Annotated in this window: 16 protein-coding genes; 5 read left to right on the top strand and 11 right to left on the bottom strand. The window is 59.0% G+C overall.

Annotation, left to right across the window (positions count from 1 at the left end; genetic code table 11):
• The 5 genes from ccmB to N438_RS01010 form a co-directional block, all read right to left on the bottom strand.
• Nucleotides 1-660 (bottom strand): heme exporter protein CcmB, encoded by a 660-nt coding sequence (gene ccmB, locus N438_RS01030; RefSeq protein WP_012967964.1) that lies wholly within the window; start codon nt 658-660, stop codon nt 1-3.
• On the bottom strand, nt 657-1,280 hold the full coding sequence (gene ccmA / locus N438_RS01025; protein ID WP_012967963.1) for a cytochrome c biogenesis heme-transporting ATPase CcmA: 624 nt from the start codon (nt 1,278-1,280) through the stop codon (nt 657-659). Before ccmA ends, ccmB begins: the two co-directional genes overlap by 4 nt.
• Nucleotides 1,281-1,363: 83 nt before the next feature.
• Nucleotides 1,364-2,704, bottom strand: a complete 1,341-nt coding sequence (locus N438_RS01020; protein WP_012541447.1) for a cytochrome c — start codon at nt 2,702-2,704, stop codon at nt 1,364-1,366.
• A 10-nt stretch (nt 2,705-2,714) separates the two neighbouring features.
• Nucleotides 2,715-4,499, bottom strand: a complete 1,785-nt coding sequence (locus N438_RS01015) for a GMC family oxidoreductase (protein ID WP_002908285.1) — start codon at nt 4,497-4,499, stop codon at nt 2,715-2,717.
• A gap of 2 nt (nt 4,500-4,501) precedes the next feature.
• Nucleotides 4,502-5,257 (bottom strand): gluconate 2-dehydrogenase subunit 3 family protein, encoded by a 756-nt coding sequence (locus N438_RS01010; protein ID WP_017899589.1) that lies wholly within the window; start codon nt 5,255-5,257, stop codon nt 4,502-4,504.
• Between the two features lie 500 nt (nt 5,258-5,757).
• On the opposite strand from N438_RS01010, the gene N438_RS01005 reads away from it, so the two are divergent.
• Nucleotides 5,758-6,129 (top strand): VOC family protein, encoded by a 372-nt coding sequence (locus N438_RS01005; protein WP_116696023.1) that lies wholly within the window; start codon nt 5,758-5,760, stop codon nt 6,127-6,129.
• 60 nt (nt 6,130-6,189) lie between these two features.
• Here N438_RS01005 and N438_RS01000 read toward each other — a convergent pair whose 3' ends face one another.
• The 4 genes from N438_RS01000 to N438_RS00985 all read right to left on the bottom strand — a co-directional run bounded on the left by N438_RS01000 (nt 6,190) and on the right by N438_RS00985 (nt 11,353).
• A complete protein-coding gene (locus N438_RS01000; protein WP_023340311.1) occupies nt 6,190-6,873 on the bottom strand; it encodes a YrhA family protein in 684 nt (227 codons plus the stop codon).
• Nucleotides 6,874-7,357: 484 nt separating this feature from the next.
• Nucleotides 7,358-8,428 (bottom strand): ABC transporter ATP-binding protein, encoded by a 1,071-nt coding sequence (locus N438_RS00995; protein ID WP_008804521.1) that lies wholly within the window; start codon nt 8,426-8,428, stop codon nt 7,358-7,360.
• Nucleotides 8,421-10,190: an iron ABC transporter permease gene (locus N438_RS00990; protein WP_063105493.1), complete on the bottom strand. Its 1,770-nt coding sequence runs from the start codon at nt 10,188-10,190 to the stop codon at nt 8,421-8,423. Before N438_RS00990 ends, N438_RS00995 begins: the two co-directional genes overlap by 8 nt.
• A gap of 74 nt (nt 10,191-10,264) precedes the next feature.
• Nucleotides 10,265-11,353, bottom strand: a complete 1,089-nt coding sequence (locus N438_RS00985) for an ABC transporter substrate-binding protein (protein ID WP_012967959.1) — start codon at nt 11,351-11,353, stop codon at nt 10,265-10,267.
• 303 nt (nt 11,354-11,656) lie between these two features.
• Between N438_RS00985 and N438_RS00975 the strand changes: the two genes are divergently transcribed.
• Nucleotides 11,657-12,736, top strand: a complete 1,080-nt coding sequence (locus N438_RS00975) for a malate/lactate/ureidoglycolate dehydrogenase (protein WP_012967958.1) — start codon at nt 11,657-11,659, stop codon at nt 12,734-12,736.
• Between the two features lie 246 nt (nt 12,737-12,982).
• Nucleotides 12,983-15,133: a formate dehydrogenase subunit alpha gene (gene fdhF, locus N438_RS00970; protein ID WP_023322793.1), complete on the top strand. Its 2,151-nt coding sequence runs from the start codon at nt 12,983-12,985 to the stop codon at nt 15,131-15,133.
• Between the two features lie 42 nt (nt 15,134-15,175).
• Here the strand turns inward: fdhF and N438_RS00965 are convergent, their stop codons facing one another.
• On the bottom strand, nt 15,176-16,333 hold the full coding sequence (locus tag N438_RS00965) for a M20 aminoacylase family protein (RefSeq protein WP_048268522.1): 1,158 nt from the start codon (nt 16,331-16,333) through the stop codon (nt 15,176-15,178).
• A gap of 296 nt (nt 16,334-16,629) precedes the next feature.
• Here N438_RS00965 and N438_RS00960 point away from each other — a divergent pair, with 296 nt between their 5' ends.
• Together N438_RS00960 and N438_RS00955 are read left to right on the top strand one after the other, a co-directional pair.
• Nucleotides 16,630-17,829, top strand: a complete 1,200-nt coding sequence (locus tag N438_RS00960; RefSeq protein ID WP_012541437.1) for an MFS transporter — start codon at nt 16,630-16,632, stop codon at nt 17,827-17,829.
• A 25-nt stretch (nt 17,830-17,854) separates the two neighbouring features.
• Nucleotides 17,855-18,079 (top strand): hypothetical protein, encoded by a 225-nt coding sequence (locus tag N438_RS00955; RefSeq protein ID WP_128205814.1) that lies wholly within the window; start codon nt 17,855-17,857, stop codon nt 18,077-18,079.
• A 167-nt stretch (nt 18,080-18,246) separates the two neighbouring features.
• Here the strand turns inward: N438_RS00955 and N438_RS00950 are convergent, their stop codons facing one another.
• Nucleotides 18,247-21,630: a molybdopterin-dependent oxidoreductase gene (locus N438_RS00950; RefSeq protein WP_116696022.1), complete on the bottom strand. Its 3,384-nt coding sequence runs from the start codon at nt 21,628-21,630 to the stop codon at nt 18,247-18,249.
• Nucleotides 21,631-21,925: the final 295 nt, after the last annotated feature.

Genomic DNA, 21,925 nt, shown 5'->3' with positions numbered 1-21,925 from the left:
TTATTGCACGGTCAGCCGCAGCGCGGCGGCGGTGGCGAACGGGCACAGGGTGGCGCTGGCGGTTAAGAACGCCGCCAGCATCGCCAGATAGCCGCTGACCGGGAGCCCAGCGGCCGCCGCCTGGCAGGCCGCGGTGGCGAAAATCAGCAGCGGCACCGCCAGCGGCAGCACCAGCAGGCTCAGCAGGACGCCGCCGCGCTTCAGGCCGACCGTCAGGCCAACCCCCACCGCGCCGAGAAAACTGAGCGTCGGGGTGCCGAGCAACAAGGTCAGCGCCAGCACGCCGGCATCGTGCAGACTCATCCCCAGCAGCAGCGCCGCCAGCGGCGAGACGATCAGCAGCGGCAGGCCGCTCATCATCCAGTGGGCAACCACCTTCACCAGCACAACCGCCACCAGCGGCGTCGGCAGGAGCATCAGTTGCTCCAGGGAACCGTCCTGCCAGTCGTCGCGAAACAACCGATCCATCACCAGCAGCGCCGCCAGCAGCGCGGCGACCCACACCACGCCCGGCGCAATCTGCGCCAGCAGCTGTGGCGCGGCGCCGACGCCGAACGGAAACAGGGTGATGACGATCAGAAAGAACCAGAGCGGATTGAGGATCTCCGCCCCGCTGCGCCACGCCAGGCGCAGTTCCCGGGCCAACAGCGCTCGCATCATTGCCCGCCTCCCGCGTCGCCGCCGAGGCGCAGGGTGCGCAACGGACAGCGCAGCGGCCGCAGCGGCTGATGAGTGGTGAGGATCGCGCTTCCCCCCTGCCGGGCGTGCTGCTCCAGGCGGCGGGTCAGGGTTTCCATCGCCGTGGCGTCGAGCGCGGTGAACGGCTCATCGAGGATCCACAGCGGCGCGTCGGTTAACCACAGGCGGGTCAGCGCCACCCGCCGCTGCTGCCCGGCGGAGAGCTGGCTCAAGGGGAGGTCTTCATAGCCCGCCAGGCCGACGGCGGCGAGGGCGCTTTCCCGCTGCTGAAGGCGGCTGGATGGAAAGAAGAAACGCAGGTTTTCATCGGCGGTCAGCGCCGCGTTGACGCCGGGTTTATGGCCCAGCCACAGCAGCTGACGATGAAATGACTCCCGGACCTTCGCCAGCGGCTGCCCCTGCCAGCTCACCACCCCGCTTTCCGGGCGCACCAGGCCGCAAAGGATCCGCAGCAGCGAGGTTTTCCCCGCGCCGTTATCACCGGCGACCTGCAGCAGCTCGCCGGCAGCGAGGGACAGCGTCAGCGCCGCAAATAGCGGTCGATCGTCAACGATGCAGGTCAGTCGCTCTGCATGCAGCATGAAGGCAAACTCCTTGATTCAGACAGTATTTTACGTCGTGGCTAAGTATGGGTTGCGCCGCGCGGGCGACGCAACCCTGACGATTACTGTCCGGCCCCCGGCAGCTTCGAGATATCGGCGTTGCCTAACGCCTTCTCATCGTGCGCTGCGGTCTCCTTACGCACCTTCGCCACATCGCTGGCGCTGACCGCCGGCGCATTGTTGCCCCAACTGGTGCGGATGAAGTTGACCACATCCGCCACCTGCTGGTCGTCCAGACGCCAGCCGAACGACGGCATGGTCAGGTTGGAGACCGCATCTTTCACCGCCGGCGTGGTGCTCCCGGTCAGAACGATATGGATAAGCGAAGTGGCATCTTCGGTCTGTACCACCGGGTTGCCCTTCAGCGACGGGAAGGCGCGTTTATAGCCCGCGCCGTCGGTGCGGTGGCAGGCGGCGCAGTTATCAACGTACAGCGCGGCGCCGGTTTTGCTGTCGTTACCCTTCCACAGATCTTTCGCCACGCTGTCTTCCACCGGGGCTGGGGTCTGTTTGCCGCCGCGCGGCGGGAGCGACTTCAGATAGCGGGCGATGGCGGTGATGTCGTCATCAGAAAGATACTGCAGACTGTGCTCCACCACATCGCTCATGCCGCCGAAGACCACCGATTTATCGTTGCGTCCGGTTTTCAGGAACTCGGCCAGCTCAGCCTCGCTCCAGGTCCCCAGACCGTCGCGGTTTTCGCCGCGCAGGCTGGAGGCGACCCAGCCGTCAATCGGCGCATTGCTGCCCGCCAGGTAATCATCGCCTTCGCTTTCGCTGAGCGCTTTTTCCTGCATCGTCAGACTGCGCGGGGTATGGCAGGCACCGCAGTGGCCCAGGCCTTCCACCAGATAGCGGCCGCGCTCCAGCACCGGGTCAACCTGCGGGTTGGCGACAAAGTCGCTCGGCGTCGGGGCGAAGATGCCGCGCCAGAACGCCAGCGGCCAGCGCATCGACAGCGGCCACGGGATGTCGGTGTCCTTGTTGGCAGCATTCACCGGTTCCACGCCATGCATGAAGTAGGCGTACATGGCGCGCATGTCCGCTTCACTGATCCGCGCGAACGAGGGATACGGCATCGCCGGATAGAGCGTGGAACCGTCTTTCCGCACGCCCTTGCGCACCGCGTCGTCGAACTCTTCGAAGGTGTACCCGCCGATGCCGTGTTCTTTATCCGGCGTGATATTGGTGGAGTAGATGGTGCCGATCGGCGTCTCCATCGGCAGACCGCCGGCGAAAGGTTTCCCCGCTTTGCCGTTGGTGTGGCAGGCGACACAATCCCCCGCCCGCGCCAGATACTCCCCCTGCTTAATCAGATTGCTGTCCGCAGGCGCCTCTTCGGCAAAAGCCGCGCAGCTCAATGCCCCAAGCACCAGGGCCGATAACCATTGCATTTTCATCATCTGCCTTCCTTTATGCCTGCACCAGGGGTCCCGGATTTTTCAGATACTGCTCGCGGATCGCCTTCGCTGACCAGTAGGCCAGCGCGGCCACCGTGCCGGTTGGGTTGTAGCCCAGCCCCTGCGGGAACGCGGAGGCGCCGATGACGAAGACATTATGCACGTCCCAGCTTTGCAGATAACGGTTAACGGCGCTGGTTTTCGGATCTTCCCCCATCACCGCCCCGCCGTTCATATGGGTGGTCTGGTAGGTGGTGGTATCAAAGTGGCTGTTGGCGTTTTTCGGGCTGCCGAGGATATATTTCGGCTTCATCGCTTTGGCGATCGGCGCCATCTTATCGAACATAAACTGCGCCATCTTGATGTCGTTTTCCTGCCAGTCGAAGGTCATGCGCAGCAGCGGCTGGCCGAAGACGTTTTTGTAGTTCGGATCAAGATCGAGGTAGTTCTGCCGATAGGACTGGTGCGCGCCGTGGGCATCCATCGACAGGTGATGGGTGTAGGTATCGGCAACCGCCGCTTTCCACTTGCTGCCCCACGCCGGGGTGCCCGGCGGTACCGGGAAACCGGAGATGGGCTTGGTCCCGGCCTGGTTGACCCAGAATGGCGAACCGCCCACAAAGCCCGCCGCGCCGTGGTCGAAGTTGTCGGCGTTGAAGTCGTCGACCCCGACGCCGTTGCCGCCCGCGCCGATAAACGGGTTGGTATAGGTGTCTTTGTCGAAAATGGCCTTGATGGTGGTCATGTTCTGGTAGGCGAAGTTACGCCCCACCACCCCTTCGCCGGTCTCCGGATTGTACGGTTTGCCGATCCCGGAGAGCAGCATCAGGTGCACGTTGTGGAACTGGAAGGCGCCGATAATCACCAGGTCCGCCGGCTGTTCCATTTCGCGCCCCTGGCCGTCGACGTAGGTCACGCCGGTGGCGCGGGATTTGTCGTCGGTCAGGTTGACCTTCAGCACGTTGGCGTTGGTCCGCAGCTCAAAGCGTTTTTCCTGGCGCAGCGCCGGCAGGATGTTCACGTTCGGCGAGGCTTTGGAGTACATGTAGCAGGCGTAGCCGCTGCAGAAACCGCAGAAGTTGCACGGGCCCATCTGCGCGCCGTAGGGGTTGGTATAGGAGTCGGAAGTGTTGGCCGACGGCAGGTTATAGGGGTGATACCCCACTTCCAGCGCCGCTTTTTCAAACAGCTGCGCCGACCAGGTGTTTTTCTGCGCCGGCAGCGGGAAGTCGTCTGAGCGGTCCGGGGCGAAGGCGTTGCCGCCGCGGCCTTTGCCGACGACCTTGCCTTTGATCGACCAGGCGGTCCCGGAGGTGCCGAACACTTTTTCCGCTTTATCGAAGAAGGGTTCCAGCTCGTCGTAGGTGACGCCAAAATCCTGGATGATCATATCCTGGGGAATGAAGTTTTTGCCGTAGCGTTCTTCATAGTGGCTGCGCATCCGCAGTTCGATGGGATCGACGCGGAAATGGACGCCGGACCAGTGCAGCCCGGCACCGCCCACGCCGGTACCCGGCAGGAAGGCCGCCAGCTGGCGATACGGCACCGCCTGCTGGCTGGTGTTATGCCGGATGGTGACAGTGCTTTTCGACAGATCCTGGAACAGCTTGCGGCGGATGTTGTAGGTCAGCTCATCAATCACCTGCGGATAGGCGCCATCCGGCCAGGTGTCGCGCATCGGGCCGCGCTCCAGCGCGACGACGTTGAGCCCGGCTTCGGTCAGCTCTTTGGCCATGATTGCCCCAACCCAGCCGAAGCCGACGATCGCGACATCGGTTTTTTTCAATACGGTGGCCATAATTACGCCCTCTCCCCATTAATTGATACCGGCGGGAAGGGGTAGCGTTCGCCCCGTTCAACCCAGTCCATAAAGTCGGCGCGCGCGCCGGGAAAATTAATCAGCGTCCAGCCGACCATGCCTTTATTACCGCCATGGATGGGGTCGCTGAAGAAGCCTTCTCGGGTGTTCTGCAGCAGATAGGTGAAGAACAGCGAGGCCGGAAGCTGTTTGAACTCGGCTTTGCCGGATTCCCACAGGCCGAGCGCCTCGTCCTGTTGCTCGTTGCTCAGTTCAGCGAAGGTCTTGTGATACTTGTCCTGACACCACGCCTCGGCATCAGCGATCCCGAGGTTATAGATCTGTTTAGGCACCAGCGGCAGCTGATAACCCATCTCTTTCGGCACGTCGGGGTTGAAGGGCCCCTGCATATACCAGATGGAGCCGGTGGCGTAAGGGGTATTAAGCTGGCGGTCGATAAACTCCGGGACGCCGGCCTCTTTGGCGCCGGGACCGAGTTCATCCGCTGGGATCAGGCGCGCGACGGCGGCGTTGATAAACGCCCACTCACGATCGTTGAAGAACTGCGGCTTCCAGTCGCTGGCCGCCGCCGTGTTCCCGGAAGCAGGCTCAGACGCGGGGGCCGCCTGCGCGGTCGCGCTGGTGGCCACGCCAATGGCCCCTGCTCCCGCGCCGCCGATCACCACCGTCGGGATCAGCGCCATCGATTTCACCAGGAAATCACGCCTGGAATTGTTGGTTTTCTCGCTCGACATCATCACATTCCTGTCATTGAAAATTACTGTTTTTGTCGCAGACAAACCCAGTGAATGTCGTGCTGGAACCGATACCATTGCGCTTTCAAACCGCTTAGCGTCTGGCCCGGCCCGGCAAGTCGGATAAAACATCGCCAGAGGCGATATCATTTATAGGGTTATCGTTTGGATAGTAGACGATTCTCAACGAAACGCGGGAAATCGGAGAGAAATTCACCGGAATGTCATCGTGAGAAGGGTGCTGCCATAACCTTGAGGCGGTAAACCAGCGGCATTCACACCGCGCTGAGCTTACCCATGCGCCATAAAAGAGTGACTTGTATCACAAATGTTATTTTTTGTTTATGGTACATGGCAGATTAAACGTCTGTAAATACTCGTATTAGGAATAATTAAACATTTTGAGCTGTTAAAAAAGTTAATAACCGTTGTTAACTATTTTGCATCTATTTCCCGGCTAACGCGTTCAGCTGGCGATCCCCATCCACAGGAGAAGAGAAGATATGTTCGATCATGTGAAATTCGGCGCTAGCGACTATGCCGCCAGCAAAGCGTTCTTTTTACAGGCCCTGGCCCCGCTTGGCGTAACGCTGGTTGGCGAAGGCGAGCCGACCTATGGTGCAGAGCTGGCCGGCAGCGGTGATGCCTCTTTATGTCTCTACCAAAGTGCGGAAAAACCAGCGCCGCTGCACATTGCCTTTCGCGCCGACAGCCGCGAGCAGGTCGATGCCTTCTGGCAGGCGGCGCTGGCCGCCGGAGGAAAGGACAACGGCGCGCCGGGGGTACGGCCAAACTACCACGCCAGTTACTACTCCGCCTTTGTGATTGCGCCAGACGGGCACAATATTGAAGCCGTGTGCCATCTGGCGGGGTAAGCTGAGCGGAAAAAAATTCCCACCTCCGTGGGAAACGCTGAAGGTATGGATGTCTCGGATTCAGCTGACCGGCTCAATGAGGGCGGACAACAGTCCGGTGAAGTGGGTATGTGACTCAATGACATACTCCGAGGAGACTTTATCGCGGATTTCGAAACGGTCATCTGTGAAGCTGTAGACAATCACGGACATGCCCTCTTCACCAATCACTACTTTGTCATTGAGGTTCGGATCGACATAGATTTCGTTAATACGCGTCTCAAAGTTTCGAACAAAGATATTCGACCATGCAGGTTCACCGTTCTCTGCCTGCACCAGGCTGTACAATGTCATGCCATTGTACTCACCCCCATCCATAATATTGAACATATCCGCGTAGTCCGGCCGACTAATCAACAGTCGTTGAATATCCTCATAGACCCTTCTTTTCTTGTCCTCCCATTCAGCAGGCGCGACTTTGTGCATTAAATCTGCCATGACATCTGGGTCTACAGGGTCGGCAACGGGATAATTACCTTCCACCATCAGCGACTTCAGGTTACCAATCGTGAAATAGCGCTTTAGCTGGGCGGGGAATAAAACTGGCATTGCGATTGTTTTTCCTTTCTCGTCGCAAAATTCGACCAGATAGCCAGTTGTTGGCGTATTAAAAACCATCACAATCGTACCAAGCGTTCCTTTTACCAGCCCTTCATTCGGTAAATCCTCACCTAAAACCACAACGTCTAATTCGGCTCTTTTCATTTTAATTTCCTTATCAAACGAAAACAGGCCCCACACGTGTGGTGAAGACCCGAACAGGGAACCGGAGAGTTTTTCTTTTTTAGACACACCCCCACACACGTGGGGAAGACAGTCCATATACTCTGACAAAACCATGCTTAACAGAAACACCCCCACGCATGTGGGGAAGACGATGTCATCACGCTAAATGATGTCCCGCTGCAGGAAACACCCCCACGCATGTGGGGAAGACACCAGCATATTGTGTTTAGCGGCGTATTAAAACACCAGATTTACGATAATTGCACTCCGCAGGGTTTCCGCATCAGCATCAACCTTTATCAAACGAAAAAGTATGTCCCCATATCACCACCGTCGACTTGCTGCTGACCAGGACCGATATACCCTACTGGCCTGCCCGCCTCGCAGCCAGGCGCAAAACGCTTTTGTCATACCCTGAACGTAGCGCGACGTACTGATGCTTGCCTTCCGTGGCTTCGCGTAGTTACCGCTGCGGAAAAATCCACACATCCTCCGCCGGGAGCGTCAGATGGCAGTGTTCGGCATCGCGCAGCGCCGTTCCGTAGGCGCGCAGCGGAAAGTCGTCGCCTTCGGTACGGAACAGGTACTCCCAGCGGTCGCCGAGGTACATGCTGGTCAGCAGCGGGAGCTGGAGGCTATTATCCTGCGCTGCGCCGTCGAGACGCAGGCGCTCGACGCGGATCACCGCCGTCGCCGGCTGGCCAACGCTGACCCCCTCGCCCGCTCGACCCCACAGCGTCCAGCTGGCGCCTTCAACCCTCGCACGACCGTTTTCCAGCGCCGTCACCTTACCGTGCAGACGGTTATTGCTGCCCATAAACTCGGCGGCGAACAGCGTCGCCGGGCTGCCGTACATCTCCTGCGGCGTCCCCTGCTGCTCAATGACGCCATTGTTCAGCAGCAGAATACGATCGGAGATGGCCATTGCTTCATTCTGATCGTGGGTGACCATCAGCGCCGACAGGCCCAGCTTGATGATCAGCTCGCGCAGAAACACCCGCGCCTCTTCGCGCAGTTTGGCGTCAAGGTTGGAGAGCGGTTCATCCAGCAGGATCACCGGCGGGTTGTAGACCAGCGCCCGGCCGATGGCCACCCGCTGCTGCTGGCCACCGGAGAGCTGGTGCGGATGGCGGTTGCCGAGGTGCCCCAGCCCCAGTTGATCCAGTACGCGCTGCACCCGCTCTTTTATCTCCCCCGCAGCCACTTTACGCAGCTTCAGCGGATAGGCCACGTTGTCGAACACCGTTTTGTGCGGCCACAGGGCATAGGACTGAAAGACCAGGCCCAGGTTACGCTCTTCGGCCGGGATCTCGCTGCGCGGCGTGCCGTCGTACACCGTGCGGTTGCCGATGGCGATCCGTCCGCTCGTCGGTTTTTCCAGCCCGGCCACCGCCCGCAGTAGCGTGGTTTTGCCGCTTCCCGACGGCCCCAGCAGCGACACCACCTCTCCCCGGCCAAGCGTCATGGAAACCCCCTTCAGCACCGGGTTGTCGCCATAGGTGAGATGCAGATTTTCTACCGATAACTCAATCATGTAATTTCACTCCAAAGCGCAGGGCGATACCAAGGCCAATCACCACCAGCAGAATATTGATAAAGGAGAGCGCCGCGACGATATCGATGGCCCCCGCCGCCCACAGCGACACCAGCATCGAGCCGATGGTTTCGGTACCCGGCGACAGCAGATAGACGCCGGTGGAATACTCACGCTCAAAGATAAGGAACATCAGCAGCCAGGAGCCAATCAGCCCATAGCGCGACAGCGGGACAGTCACGTGGCGGGTGATCTGCCCCCGGGAAGCGCCGGTGCTGCGCGCCGCCTCCTCCAGCTCCGGGCCCACCTGCAGCAGCGTCGAAGAGATGAGCCGCAGGCCGTAAGCCATCCATACCACGGTGTAGGCCAGCCAGACGCTGAAGATAGTGTTGCGCAGGGCACGCAGTTGCACGATAAGGTGTTCGCGCAGCCAGTCGGCCACCGGCAGCGCCGAGAGCCAGCCGTGCTTCAGCGACTGATCGAGCCACATCGGCACAAACAGGAACACCCACAGGAAGGCCAGCCCGGCCAGCAGCCCCGGCACCGCACGCGGGACCAGCACGCTGTAGTCGAGAAAGCGGGTGACGTTGTCCGCTTTGCGGTGCATGGCGATGCCGACAAACAGATAGCAGATCACCGCCAGCGCGCCGCCGACGATGCCGATAGCCATCGAGTTGACGATCGCCCGCAGCAGGTTGGGCTGCTGCCAGATATTGTGGAACGTCGCCAGCGACAGCTCATCCCACAGCGACACCCCGACGCCCCAGTTGGAGATAAAGGCGCGCAGCGCCACGCCGAGCAGCGGCACGCCGATGGTCACCGTCAGCCAGGCCACCACCACCGCCCCGGCCACCCAGCGCCATTTGCCCAGCGGCAGCGCCCGCGCCTGCGACGCCTTGCCCTTCATGGTGACAAAGCGGTTGGCAGTGCGCATCAGTCGCCGCTGGAGCATTACCAGCGGGATGGTGATGCAGATCAGCACCACCGCCACCGCCGCCATCAGATGGTAGGAGGGGGTGCCGAGCTTGTTGGTCAGCTTATAAAGATAGGTCGCCAGCACCATGTTGCCCTCGGGGTCGCCCAGCACCAGCATCAGACCGAAAACCTCCAGACCGAGGAAGAAGAGCAGCACGCAGGCGTAAAGGATGGATGGCCGCACCATCGGCAGACTCACCGAGGTCATCACCTGCAGCGGGGTAGCGCCGACGGTGCGCGCCGCCTCTTCCACGTCGGAACCGACGCTGCGCAGCGCCGAAGAGATATAAAGATAGGCGTGCGGAACGTGGGTTAAGCCGGCGATGACCACAATGCTGAACATCGAGTAGATATTCCACGGCACAAAGCCGATCAGCTGCTGCGCCCACTGGGAAAAGAAGCCTACCGGCCCGGCGGCCACCACGTAGCCAAAGCCCAGCACCATCGGCGAGACGAAGATCGGCACCAGGATCAGCGGCTCAATGATCCGCCGGCCGGGTAAATCGGTGCGCACCATCAGAAACGCCAAAATACCGCCCAGCGGAATGGCAATAATCACCAGGCCAAAGGCCAGAATAAAACCTGACTTTAATGCCAGATAAAAATCCGGGTCGGTAAAAATAAAGGCGAACGCTTCCAGACTCCACGATTTGGAGCGGGAAAAGAATGGCGCGGAGAGAAAACTCTGCACCACAATAAATAACAGTGGGACATAAATCACCAGCGCCGTGATGCACACCACCACGCCGCGCGGCAGCCCCTGCCACTTTCTGCGTAATACATTCATGGTTCATCCCTTTGGTCAGGAGAAAAAACCCGCCGGGTGTGAATAAGGGGCATCGGCGATGCCCCGAAGGAGGATTATTTCGCGGCGGCGCTGCGCCATTGTTTAATAAACTGCAGACGTTTTTGCGGCTGTAAATAATCGAGCAGCGTTTCGTTGACCGGGATCGGTTTTAACGCTTTGCCCAACAGCGCGGTCATACCGTCGATATCATTTTTACCTTCAATATCGCGACGAATAGAGGGAATATCCGCCTGGCTGGCGAGGATCTGCTGCCCTTTTTCCGACAAGACATAGTCGAGCCACAATTTTGCCGCATTGGGATGTTCGCTCTCCTGGCTAATAAACGAAACGCGGGAGAGCACCAGCACGTAATCTTTCGGATAGGCAATGCCTAAAGAGGGATCGTTTTTCGCCCGCGCTTCGGCATAGGAGCCAAGAATGTTATAGCCGATCAGGTTTTCGCCAGAGGAGACGCGCTCCATCATCGTGCCGGTGGAAGACTGCACCGTCAGGCCGCCTTTGGCGATATTCGCCAGGTCGGTAAAATAGTTCGCGTCGGCCTGGCTGTCCTGCACCGCCAGCATAAAGCCGAGGCCCGATTTTTCGATATCGTAGGTGGTGACTTTGCCTTTAAATTTATCGGCCTGGCTGGCGATCAGTTTTGCCAGCGCGGTATGCGAATCCGGAACCTCATTCTGCGGGATCAGCCGTTTGTTATAGATAAACACCACCGGCTCGTAGGTGGTGCCATAGGCTTTCTGCTGCCAGACCGCCCAGTCGGGTAATTGCTTCACCTCCGGCGAGGCATATTGTTCCGCGTATTCGGTAGCTAATTTCAGCGCGGTATCCATCGACGAGCTCCACACCACGTCCCCGCTGCCGCCCCCGGCGGCCTGCTCGCTGATATAACGGTTATACAGCTCGGTGCTGTTCATGTCGTTATATTCGACTTTGACGCCCGGATATTGCGCTTCAAATCCTTTAATTAACGGCCCGGCCGCTTTGGTATCGGTGGTGGAATAAATAACCACCTTGCCCTCTTTGACGGCGGCATCCACCGTTTTTTGATAATCCGCGGGATAGCCCGCAGGCACCTCCGCCCAGGCGGCACAGGCGAAAACGGCCGTCAGTGAAACCACTAAACCACTTATTTTCCTATACATGATACCAACCTTTAATCATCAATTAATAAACACAAATTTAACATATAGTGGTATCAGCTCCCCTTGCAACGCCGGGGATGGCTTTTTTCTGGCTTTTGTGACACTGGCAGAATTTAAAAATGTGGTGTTTATGGCGTTAATTAAAACGCGATCCCGGCCCCGTTTTTTATCGCCTGTCGCCTGACGCAGACACAGACGCAGTGACATTCCGCCGGGAGATGCCGCCCTTGACCTTCTGCGCCTGGCGGCGCAGCATAAAACGGCAAACATAACAAAATAACAACAGACTACAGGAGAGAATCAGTGCCTACAGGACACCGCTTTCTGGCGACGGATCTGCATCAGTTTGTCGTCTCACTGTTTACCCATCTCGGCAGTACCTCAGGGGAAGCCACCCTCGTCGCAGACCATCTGATCGCCGCCAATCTTGCCGGGCATGACTCCCACGGCGTCGGGATGATCCCAAGCTACGTGAAATCCCACGCCGGTGGTTTTCTGCAGCTCAACCGCCACGCCACGGTGACCAAAGACGCCGGCGCCGTGGTCACCCTCGACGGCAACGCCGGCTTCGGCCAGGTGGTCGCCCACGAAGCGATGCAGTTAGGCATTGAAAAGGCGAAGCAGCATGGTATGGCGGCAATCGCCCTGCGCAATGCGCATCACGTCGGGCGCATCGGCTACTGGGCCGAGCAGTGCGCCGCCGCCGGGCTGATCTCCATCCACTTCGTCAGCGTGATTGGCGACCCGATGGTCGCCCCGTTCCGCGGGAAGGACAGCCGCTTCGGCACTAACCCGCTGTGCGTGGTGTTTCCCCGCGCGGGCCATCCGCCGCTGCTGCTGGACTACGCCACCAGCGCCATCGCCTTTGGTAAAACCCGCGTCGCCTGGCATAAAGGCGAAGCCGTGGCCCCCGGCTGCCTGATCGACGCCGCGGGCCGACCCACCACCGACCCGGCGGTGATGCAGACCTCGCCGCTGGGCGCCCTGCTCACCTTCGCCCAGCACAAAGGCTATGCCCTGGCGACGCTGTGCGAAGTGCTCGGCGGCGCGCTCTCCGGGGGGCAAACCACCCATCAGGAGAGCCTGCAGACCAGCGTCGACGCCATCTTTAACTGCATGACCACGGTGATCCTGCGCCCGGACGCGTTCGATGCCCCGGACAGCCAGGCGCAGACGGAGGCCTTTATCGCATGGTGCAAGCAGTCGCCGCACGATGCCGATGCCCCGGTGCTGGCGCCCGGCGAATGGGAGGCCGCCAACCGCGAAGCGCGGCTGGCGCAGGGGATCCCGCTGGATGCCGGCAGCTGGCAGGCTATCTGCGCCGCCGCGCGCGACGTCGGCCTGAGCGAATCGCACTTCGACCGCTGCCGCCCTCTCGCCTAGCCACGTTTACCCCCGCAGAGCGTCTGACGTCGGCGCTCTGCGTCATCGTCATTAGTGACGAGGTCACGTTCCCGTCATCGCACCATTTTAATTTTCACATGTAAATCAACAAATTAAATTCTGGCACAAGACCTGCATAGCGCAGCAGGCCTGCGTCTGCATCACGACCAGGCGTTACCGCGATCGTTGCCCGTCGGGCCCGGCGCGACAGCGATCCTCTGTTCACTGTTAACAGGTCTGTTACTGATGAAAAAAATCACGAGCGTGTGCCCCTACTGCGGGGCGGGTTGCAAACTTAAACTGGTTGTCGACAACAATAAAATCATTCGCGCGGAAGCCGCCGACGGCGTCACCAACCAGAACCAGCTGTGCCTGAAAGGCTACTACGGCTGGGATTTTCTTAACGATACGCAGCTCCTGACGCCCCGTCTCAAACAACCGATGATCCGCTACCAGAAAGGCGGCGCCTTCACGCCGGTCAGCTGGCAGGAGGCGATTCGCTATACCGCCAGCAAGCTCAGGGAGATCAAAGAGAAGCATGGCCCGCGCGCCATCATGACCACCGGCTCCTCGCGCGGCACCGGCAACGAAACCAACTATGTGATGCAAAAGTTCGCCCGCGCGGTGCTCAACACCAATAACGTCGACTGCTGCGCCCGCGTCTGCCACGGCCCCTCTGTCGCCGGGCTGCAGCAGGCGCTGGGCAACGGGGCGATGAGCAACTCGATCAGCGACATCGAAAACTCGAAATGCCTGCTGGTCTTTGGCTACAACTGCGCCGACTCCCATCCAATCGTCGCCCGCCGGGTGATCAAAGCCCGGGAAAACGGCGCCAAAATCATCGTCTGCGATCCGCGGCGCATTGAAACCGCGCGCATTGCCGACCGTCATCTGCAGCTCAACAACGGCAGCAACATGGCGCTGGTGAATGCCTTCGGCTATGTACTGCTGGAGGAGGAGCTGTACAACAAAGCCTATGTCGAACGCTATACCGAAGGGCTGGATGCTTACCGCGAAGCGGTGAAGGATTATGCCCCGGAAGCGGTGGAAGCGATTGTCGGGGTCAGCGCGCAGGCGATCCGTGAGGCGATGCGCATCTTCGCCGCCGCCCCTTCCGCCACTATTATGTGGGGCATGGGCGTCACCCAGTTTGGCCAGGCGGTGGACGTGGTGCGCGGTCTGGCAAGCCTGGCGCTGCTCACCGGTAACCTGGGGCGGGCGAACGTCGGCGTGGGCCCGGTCCGCGGGCAAAACAATGTGCAGGGCGCCTGCGATATGGGCGTGCTGCCGAACCTGTTCCCGGGTTATCAGGAGGTCACCGACCCCGCCGTGCGGGAGAAATTCGCCGCCGCCTGGGGTGTCGACCCGGCGCTGATGGATGACCAGGTCGGCACCCGCATCACCGAGGTGCCGCATAAAGCGCTGACTGGCGAGATCAAAGCCTACTACATCATGGGTGAAGATCCGCTGCAGACTGAAGCCGACCTCGGCCTGGTGCGCAAAGGCATCGAGGCGCTGGACTTTGTGGTGGTGCAGGACATCTTCATGACCAAAACGGCGGAAATTGCCGATGTCCTGCTGCCGGCCACCTCCTGGGGCGAGCACGGCGGCGTATTCACCTGCGCCGACCGTGGGTTCCAGCGGTTTGAACAGGCGATCCCTCCGGCGGGGAATGTGAAGCGCGACTGGGAGATCATTAGCCTGCTGGCCAGCGAAATGGGTTATCCGATGCACTATGAGAACAACCAGCAGATCTGGGACGAGATGCGCGAACTCTGCCCGCTGTTCTACGGCGTGACCTGGGAGAAAATGGGCGATATGGGCCATGTCCAGTGGCCATGCCCGACCCTCGACCACCCCGGCACGCCGTGGCTGTATAAAGACAACCGCTTCGATACCCCATCGGGCAAAGGACAGCTGTTCGCCACCGCCTGGCGCGCGCCGGCGGAGCGCCCGGATGACGAGTGGCCGCTGGTGCTCTGCACCGTGCGGGAAGTCGGGCATTACTCCTGCCGCTCAATGACCGGCAACTGTGCCGCGCTGCAGTCGCTGGCCGACGAGCCGGGACGGGTGCAGATGAATCCGGTGGATGCGCAACGACTGGGGATCGCTGACAAACAGCTGGTGTGGGTCAGCTCCCGGCGCGGGAAGGTGATCACCCGCGCCGACCTCAGCGATCGCATCAATCCGGGGGCGGTCTATATGACCTATCAGTGGTGGGTAGGCGCCTGCAATGAGCTGACCCAGGATAACCTCGATCCGATCTCCAAAACACCGGAAACCAAATACTGTGCGGTGAAAGTGGAAGCGATAGCCGACCAGCAATGGGCGGAGCGCTACGCCTGGACGGCCTACAGCGATATGAAGGCGCGACTGAAAGCCGCCGCCGACGTCTGACCTCAGGGAGCGCGCCGCGCTCCCTCTGCCGCTGCCGGTGGGTTACGCCGCCGGCAGCTGTTTCTCCACCAGCGCCACCCACATGGCCACCCCGGGACTAATCAGCGCATCGTTAAAGTCATAGCTGGCGTTATGTAGCGGCTTCGACGGGGTTTCGCCGTCGGTGCCTATCCAGAAATAGGCTCCCGGACAGGCCTCCAGCATGCAGGCAAAATCTTCGGAGGCCATCGACGGCGCCTGGTTCCAGCGCACCGCTTCCGCGCCGAGGGTGGCGATGGCCACCTCGCGCACCTGCTGCGCCTGCAGCGCATGGTTTTTGGTCACCGGATAGCCCGGGAACCAGCTAATCTCACCCTGCACATCGGACACCTGCGGCTGGGTCGCCACATAGCTTTCGATTAGCTCGCGCACGCGGGCGCGAACGCGATTGCTCAGGCAGCGGAAGGTACCGCGCAGCACCACGGTGTCCGGCAGGACGTTGATCGCCTCGCCGCCGTTTATCTGGGTGATACTGACCACCGCGGAATCCTGCGGCGACAGGCGGCGGGAAGGAATGGTCTGCAGCGCCATAATCAGCTGCGCCGCCGCGACGATCGGATCGGCCCCGCTCTCCGGCATCGCCGCATGACAGCTCTTTCCGCGCAGGGTGATCTCGAAGGCGTCCAGCGAGGCCATCATTGCGCCATCGCTGAGCGCCACTTCGCCAAGGGGGATCCCCGGCCAGTTATGCAGCGCGTAGATGGCGTCCATCGGGAAGCGCTCGAACAACCCCTCTTCCACCATTTTGCGCGCGCCGCCGAGGTTCTCTTCCGCCGGCTGGAAGACAAAGTGGACGGTGCCGCTGAACTGGCGGGTCTGCGCCAGATGGGCGGCCGCCGCCAGCAGCATCGCGGTGTGTCCATCGTGGCCGCAGGCGTGCATCACCCCGGGACGGCGCGAGCGATAGCTGACGCTCCCCAGCTCGGTGATCGGCAGGGCGTCCATATCGGCGCGCAGGCCGATGACCGGCCCGGGACCGTTTTCCAGCGTCGCCACGACGCCGGTGCCGGCCAGCCCGCGGTGTACCTGCAGCCCAAACGAGGCCAGCAGCTCTGCAACGCGGCGCGAGGTCTCCTGCTCCTGATATCCGAGCTCGGGCGCGGCGTGAAATTCACGTCGCCAGCCAACGGCTTCGGCGATCAGTGACGGCGATACGGCCATGTATTACTCCTTTCCTGCATAGCGTAATGCTGAATAATCGGTCATGCGTCGCGTTTTTTCCCCGTCGCTCACTGGCGTCGGGTCGCTGCCGCTCCCTCCGTTATATCCTGTCGTTAACACGCTGACAACGTCACGAAATGCGGCGGCGGCGCGGCGTACAGCCCTGTCGCCGCCCGGCGGTCCTTTTTTGGTAGTGATTTCAACGGTGACAACGGTCAGGCGATTAATTATTATGCAACTCAGGACGGCAATTTGCCGAAGGATCCACTACTGACCTCTCCTTCATCGGAAATAAAATGTTTAACCCAGACCAGAATCGTCTTGCCCCCACGCTGGCGATGATCATGGCCGCGTCGCTCGTGGGATTTATCACCGGCTATACGGTGCCGTTAATCAGTCTTGAGCTGGCGCAGCAGCAGATCGCGCCGCTGTACGTCGGCCTGCTGGCCGCCCTGCCGCCCGCCGGCATGATGATCTCCTCTTTCCTCTCTCCTGCGCTGTGCCGGCGCGTTGAAATGGGCGTGCTGCTGAGCGGCAGTCTGATCCTGCTGGCGCTGGCGACCATCGCCTCATGCATGACCACCGATATGACGCTGCTTTTGCTGCCGCGCCTGCTGACCGGCCTGGCCTCCGGGGTCATTATCGTGCTGGGCGAAAGCTGGATCACCGGCGGCGCGGCGGGCAGCCAGCGCGCCACCCTCACCGGCATCTACGCCTCGGCCTTTACCGGCTGCCAGCTGGCCGGGCCGTTACTGATCTCCGTCGGCCCCGCCTGGCAGGCCTCGGCGCTGATGGCGATCGTCGCGGTCACCGCCGTCTGCCTGCTGATGCTGCGCCATCTGCCCACTGGCACCCGCGAAAGCCTTGGGGAGCGCGCCAGCTGGCGCAGCCTCGGCGCTTTCCTGCCGGTACTTGCCTCCGGGGTCTTCTGCTTCGCCTTCTTTGACGCCAGCATCCTTGCCCTGCTGCCGCTGTACGGCATGGACAAAGGGCTGAATGAAGGGATGGCGGTGCTGCTGGTCACCGTGGTGCTCACCGGGGATGCGATGTTCCAGACCCCGCTCGGCTGGCTGGCTGACCGGGTCGGCATTCGCCGCGTGCATCTGTCCTGCGCGGTAGTCTTCAGCCTGTCGCTGCTGGCCCTGCCGCTGATGCTCGGCTCGCGCATTCAGCTGATGGCCATTTGCCTGCTGCTGGGCGCCGCCGCGGGCGCGCTTTATACCCTGTCGCTGGTGCGGGCGGGGAAAACCTTCAATGGGCAGAAGCTGATTATGATTAACGCCCTGTTCGGCTTTTTCTGGTCCGCCGGCAGCGTCGCCGGGCCGGTAGTCAGCGGCATGCTGATCGGCATCACCGGTTACGATGGCCTGATCGTCACCCTGGTGGCCAGCGGCGTGCTGTTCCTGCTGATCCAGTGTCTGTGCAAAAACGAGAAAACCCTGCTTGCCAGTGAGCAGGAAGAGGAGATGGATGAGGCGACGGAGTCCGCACGGTAGTTTTGAGGGTGGGTGCGATGGAACGATGGTGTCAATCGAACATGCTGTAGAGCTGCATGCCCTCACCCTGCGCCTGGGAGAAGGTGCTCTGGTCACCGACCGCAGTATGCCGACGGGGTTGCCAGAGTCTGCGAAAGAGAGCGGAATTCGCCGTGAATACGGTAACAAGCTTGTCAGTAAAAAGATCCCCAACGAGCCTTTGAGTACAGCCGTTTTTGATACCCTCACTTACCTCTTAGACAAGAGGTAAGATTTTTCTGACCTTCTCAACGTCGTCCACGTATGGAGTAGTCAACGGTACCTTGCAAATTATGTCAGGTCGGTCACTTCCTGCTTTACCGTCGCAACTCTAGCATGGTATATCAATCGTTTACTGCTGTTGGGGCGGTGTGCAGAGCCACTGCACACTAAAATACCTCATGCATCGATAACAATATCACTCGCCGGTACAGACTGGCAGGCAAGGCACAGGCCGTCGTCGGAAACTGTTTGTTCGGTGAATGAACCAATAGCGCCTTCTATCACTCTCACAGCGCAGCATTCGCACTGTCCGGCCCGGCACCCACCGGCCATAGGGATCTGGTGTTTTTCCCCCAGCTCCAGCAATGTCCCTGCTGCCGGCGTCCACAGCACCGTCACTCCTGAACGTGCAAAAACTACCTTGTAGCTGTCTTTAAGCGAGGTAATACGTGGCACAGGAGGGGCAAACATTTCTTTAAAGATATCAAAGGCAAATACGCCCCGCTCCCGTAGCCCCCCCTCAAGCGCTGAGACCATCGGACCCGGGCCGCAGAGATAAAAACGCGCACGATTGCTAACCAATTTTTCATCAATAAGCGCAGCGGTGATCATTCCAGTATGCTGATAACTCTTCCCCTGTTCGTCACCAGGTCTCGGATTATCGTAGACATTAACGATGTTAAGCCTCGGAAGTCGTTGTGACAATATCTCAAGTTGTTTCCGGAAAGCGTGGCTCTGGCTGTTGCGGTTACCATAGTATAACCACAGCTCTGGTCCTTCGTGAGTCATGTCCAGCGAGCTTAGATAACTGATGAACGGTGTGATACCTATCCCTCCGGCGATCATTACTACCGGAGCAACGCTGTTGGTTGGGATCACAAAACTGCCATCAGGGGCTGTCAAAGCGACTTCATCACCAACCTGCAGATTTTGATGAATAAAAGACGACATCTCTCCCTGTTGCTGGTGCTTCACTGAGACGGTAAAACATGCTTTGCGCCCAGGCGCGTTACTTAGGGTGTATGCACGGCACATGCTCTCGGGTTTGCCCTTCGGAAAGACCCGCAGGATAACTGCCTGACCAGCCTGCCAGTCCGGCAATTGCGCCCCGTCCACCGGGATAAAACTGACGCTGCGTACATCCGGCGTTTCCTGAACGATATCGCTGACTATAAACCGGCGCTCCCCTTTCCAGGCCAGTGCATCAGCCACCTTACGTACCGAGCAACGCATTGCTCTGAGGGGAACGGAGCCACTTATCCTGTCCACAGCCATATAGTTAATCAGCAGATTATAATTGCTGCTTTCTTCACCTTTTATCGGAAGCTCAGGTTTATTCAAATCAGGACACCCTTGCCACCAACCATATTCAGCGATCACCACGTCGTCATGAATGGCGTTGTCAATTTTGGCTCTGAAACGACCCCGACCAGCAGGGGTAATGATTTCAATCCAGTCTCTATTATCGATATCTGCATTGTCAGCTACTGCCCTGCTGACAATGGCCGTTGGATCCGGTGATTTTCGACGCAGGCTGACCAGGCTACGATGCTGGCTGTGACAAAATAGAGCGTTCTTCATGGTAGTCAGGCGCAGCGGGAAGGCATCCTGATTTGGTGATTCCTCAATATACTGCGGTACCGGCGAATACCCGTGCCGCAGCAAGCGCTCGCTGTAAATTTCTACCTTACCGGTCTCGGTGGCAAAGCCGCGTGGTTTATTGTCCGGACCATCACGCAGGGCATATTTTTTCTCATGATTGACGATATGCGTGGTGATCCCGCCGGGATGTGCACGGAGCATTTCCAATGTGAGGCCGGAGGGCTTAAGGATATGATTAAATCCCGCATCCGTATCGCCGCAAAAGAAATCGTCCCCCATTCCCATTTTACACGCCAGACGAAACACTATCTCGTAATCGGCCAGGGAACCCCCTCGAGGCGTTACCAGTTGCGGACGTAGCTGAATATGAGCATCGGCACGTTCTGAGATTTCAAAACCGATTTTCAGCGCTTCGTGCTCCCAGAGAGTGCTGGCGGGCAACAGGATATCGGCGAAGCTTGATGTAGGGGTAATAAAATGGTCACAGTGAACATGAAACTCAAGCTGCTTCAGTGCGGCGATAGCGGTATCCACATTACCATGGGTAGACAGCATATTTGAACCAAAGCAGACCAGCCCCCTTACTTTGTAAGGTTTATGTTCCAGGATGGCACGATGTAAATCGGCTGTCGTGACATAACCACTTGCCGGCGGACCCAGTGGACGTTCGCTGAGTCCAAGCGCTTTTTGTCGCTGTGATTCAGGCAATAACGATAACGGATTAACGGCATTGAACGGAGGTTTCGCATAAATTCGGTTGCTGCCGCGGGTATCGAACGCCCCGGTCAGTGCGTACAGGATGGCAATAGCTCGCTCTGTTTGCGTGGCGTTCTGGCTCTGAGCAATCCCTACCCAGGCATGGTACGCAATGCGTGATGAACGCCGAATTAACGCCATGGCAGCCTGTTGTTTTTTTATAGAAACACCGGTCACTGTCGCCACATGTTCAAGGGTGTATCCGGCAACCGCCTGACGCAAAACCTCCAGTGCCGGGGTACATACCGCCGTTTCACCGTTAGCAAGAGGCAGCGAATAGCGCCCTACCAACGAGGCTCGCTGATAAAAAACCTCATCACCCGCCACTGCATCTGTACAACAACGCGCTATGTTATCCACGCTGTCCCAAAGTAAATAATGGTTGGTTACAGCATCTGAAGTAATGTCCCGCTCACGTAGCAGCCGTCCCGAGTCTTCATTAACCAGCAGAGGTGCATCGGTCCAGGTCCTGACAAACGCCTCGTTATACCCCTCTTCCAGCAACTGACGTATAAACCCCATGGCAAGCACTGCGTCAGTACCTGGGTTGATGTTAAGCCAGACATCAGCGTCGCGAGCAAATTCTGTGTGCCGAGGGTCAATAACCAGCATTCTGGCACCTTTCTTACGCCCTTCACCAATGGCGCTGGCCTGTGCCAGCCATGTGGCGGCCGGATTGTTACCCCACAACATAATCAGTTCCGCATTACTGTAATCGGCAGCCGGCGTTATGCAGCCAAAAGTGAAAGTGTGGGCGGTATCTTTATGCCAGTTACATACTTCAGTGCTGTAGCAGGTATTAGGGCTGCCGTAGTGGCGCACAAAACGTTCAATCCACTCCACACTGTCGATAATTGGGGTCCCACTAGGCGTGGTTACCCCAAACGCTACCGATTCTGCACCACTTTCCGTTTTAAACTGCGTTAGCTTTTCAGCAATCTCTGTCAGAGCCTTATCCCAGGAAATACGTTTCCAGCCGGGATCCGCAGCCCCTTTCTCCCGCGTCCGGCGCAATGGCCATAGAACCCGGGCTTCGCTATAAATCAGTTCCGGGGCCGCTTTACCTTTCAGACAAACCGCGCCTCCAGTAGGGTGATCTTCATCAGGGCAAACAGATACCAGCCGTCCGTCAATGATTTCATTTAAGGTTCCACAACGCGAACGACAGAGCGCACAATACCCTGGGACAAAATGTTCAGACATGCCAATTACCTTTGTATTTGAGTCAACAGCCGGGTAGCCAGGTACAGACATTTGAAATCGTTCTCTGGCAAGGTAGAGCTGTTTCTCCGGAAGTTAAAGTTAATTAATAAATGAATAAATAACGTGCCCATAATGAGCAAAAAAAAGTCGTTATCAGAAGTTACACTGAACAGATGAATTAATGCCCCCACGACCGGAGAGAAAGCGCCGTCCAGCTTCATGTATTTTCTGTAGTTCTTTCTCTTGTTATCAATCCATTTTTATTGCTTACTACGCAGTTATTCTCTTCTCCTTA

The sequence above is a fragment of the Klebsiella sp. GL120222-02 genome (assembly GCF_003097195.1).
GTDB classification, from domain to species: Bacteria; Pseudomonadota; Gammaproteobacteria; order Enterobacterales; family Enterobacteriaceae; genus Klebsiella; species Klebsiella variicola.
The sequence above is the reverse complement of the archived record's forward strand: the minus strand, read 5'-3'. Positions and strand labels throughout refer to the sequence as shown.

Coding starts and splice junctions, on each gene's coding strand:
- ccmB (WP_012967964.1), bottom strand. CDS start 660: ATGATGCGAGCGCTGTTGGCCCGGGAACTGCGCCTGGCGTGGCGCAGC.
- ccmA (WP_012967963.1), bottom strand. CDS start 1,280: ATGCTGCATGCAGAGCGACTGACCTGCATCGTTGACGATCGACCGCTA.
- N438_RS01020 (WP_012541447.1), bottom strand. CDS start 2,704: ATGATGAAAATGCAATGGTTATCGGCCCTGGTGCTTGGGGCATTGAGC.
- N438_RS01015 (WP_002908285.1), bottom strand. CDS start 4,499: ATGGCCACCGTATTGAAAAAAACCGATGTCGCGATCGTCGGCTTCGGC.
- N438_RS01010 (WP_017899589.1), bottom strand. CDS start 5,257: ATGATGTCGAGCGAGAAAACCAACAATTCCAGGCGTGATTTCCTGGTG.
- N438_RS01005 (WP_116696023.1), top strand. CDS start 5,758: ATGTTCGATCATGTGAAATTCGGCGCTAGCGACTATGCCGCCAGCAAA.
- N438_RS01000 (WP_023340311.1), bottom strand. CDS start 6,873: ATGAAAAGAGCCGAATTAGACGTTGTGGTTTTAGGTGAGGATTTACCG.
- N438_RS00995 (WP_008804521.1), bottom strand. CDS start 8,428: ATGATTGAGTTATCGGTAGAAAATCTGCATCTCACCTATGGCGACAAC.
- N438_RS00990 (WP_063105493.1), bottom strand. CDS start 10,190: ATGAATGTATTACGCAGAAAGTGGCAGGGGCTGCCGCGCGGCGTGGTG.
- N438_RS00985 (WP_012967959.1), bottom strand. CDS start 11,353: ATGTATAGGAAAATAAGTGGTTTAGTGGTTTCACTGACGGCCGTTTTC.
- fdhF (WP_023322793.1), top strand. CDS start 12,983: ATGAAAAAAATCACGAGCGTGTGCCCCTACTGCGGGGCGGGTTGCAAA.
- N438_RS00965 (WP_048268522.1), bottom strand. CDS start 16,333: ATGGCCGTATCGCCGTCACTGATCGCCGAAGCCGTTGGCTGGCGACGT.
- N438_RS00960 (WP_012541437.1), top strand. CDS start 16,630: ATGTTTAACCCAGACCAGAATCGTCTTGCCCCCACGCTGGCGATGATC.
- N438_RS00955 (WP_128205814.1), top strand. CDS start 17,855: ATGGTGTCAATCGAACATGCTGTAGAGCTGCATGCCCTCACCCTGCGC.
- N438_RS00950 (WP_116696022.1), bottom strand. CDS start 21,630: ATGTCTGAACATTTTGTCCCAGGGTATTGTGCGCTCTGTCGTTCGCGT.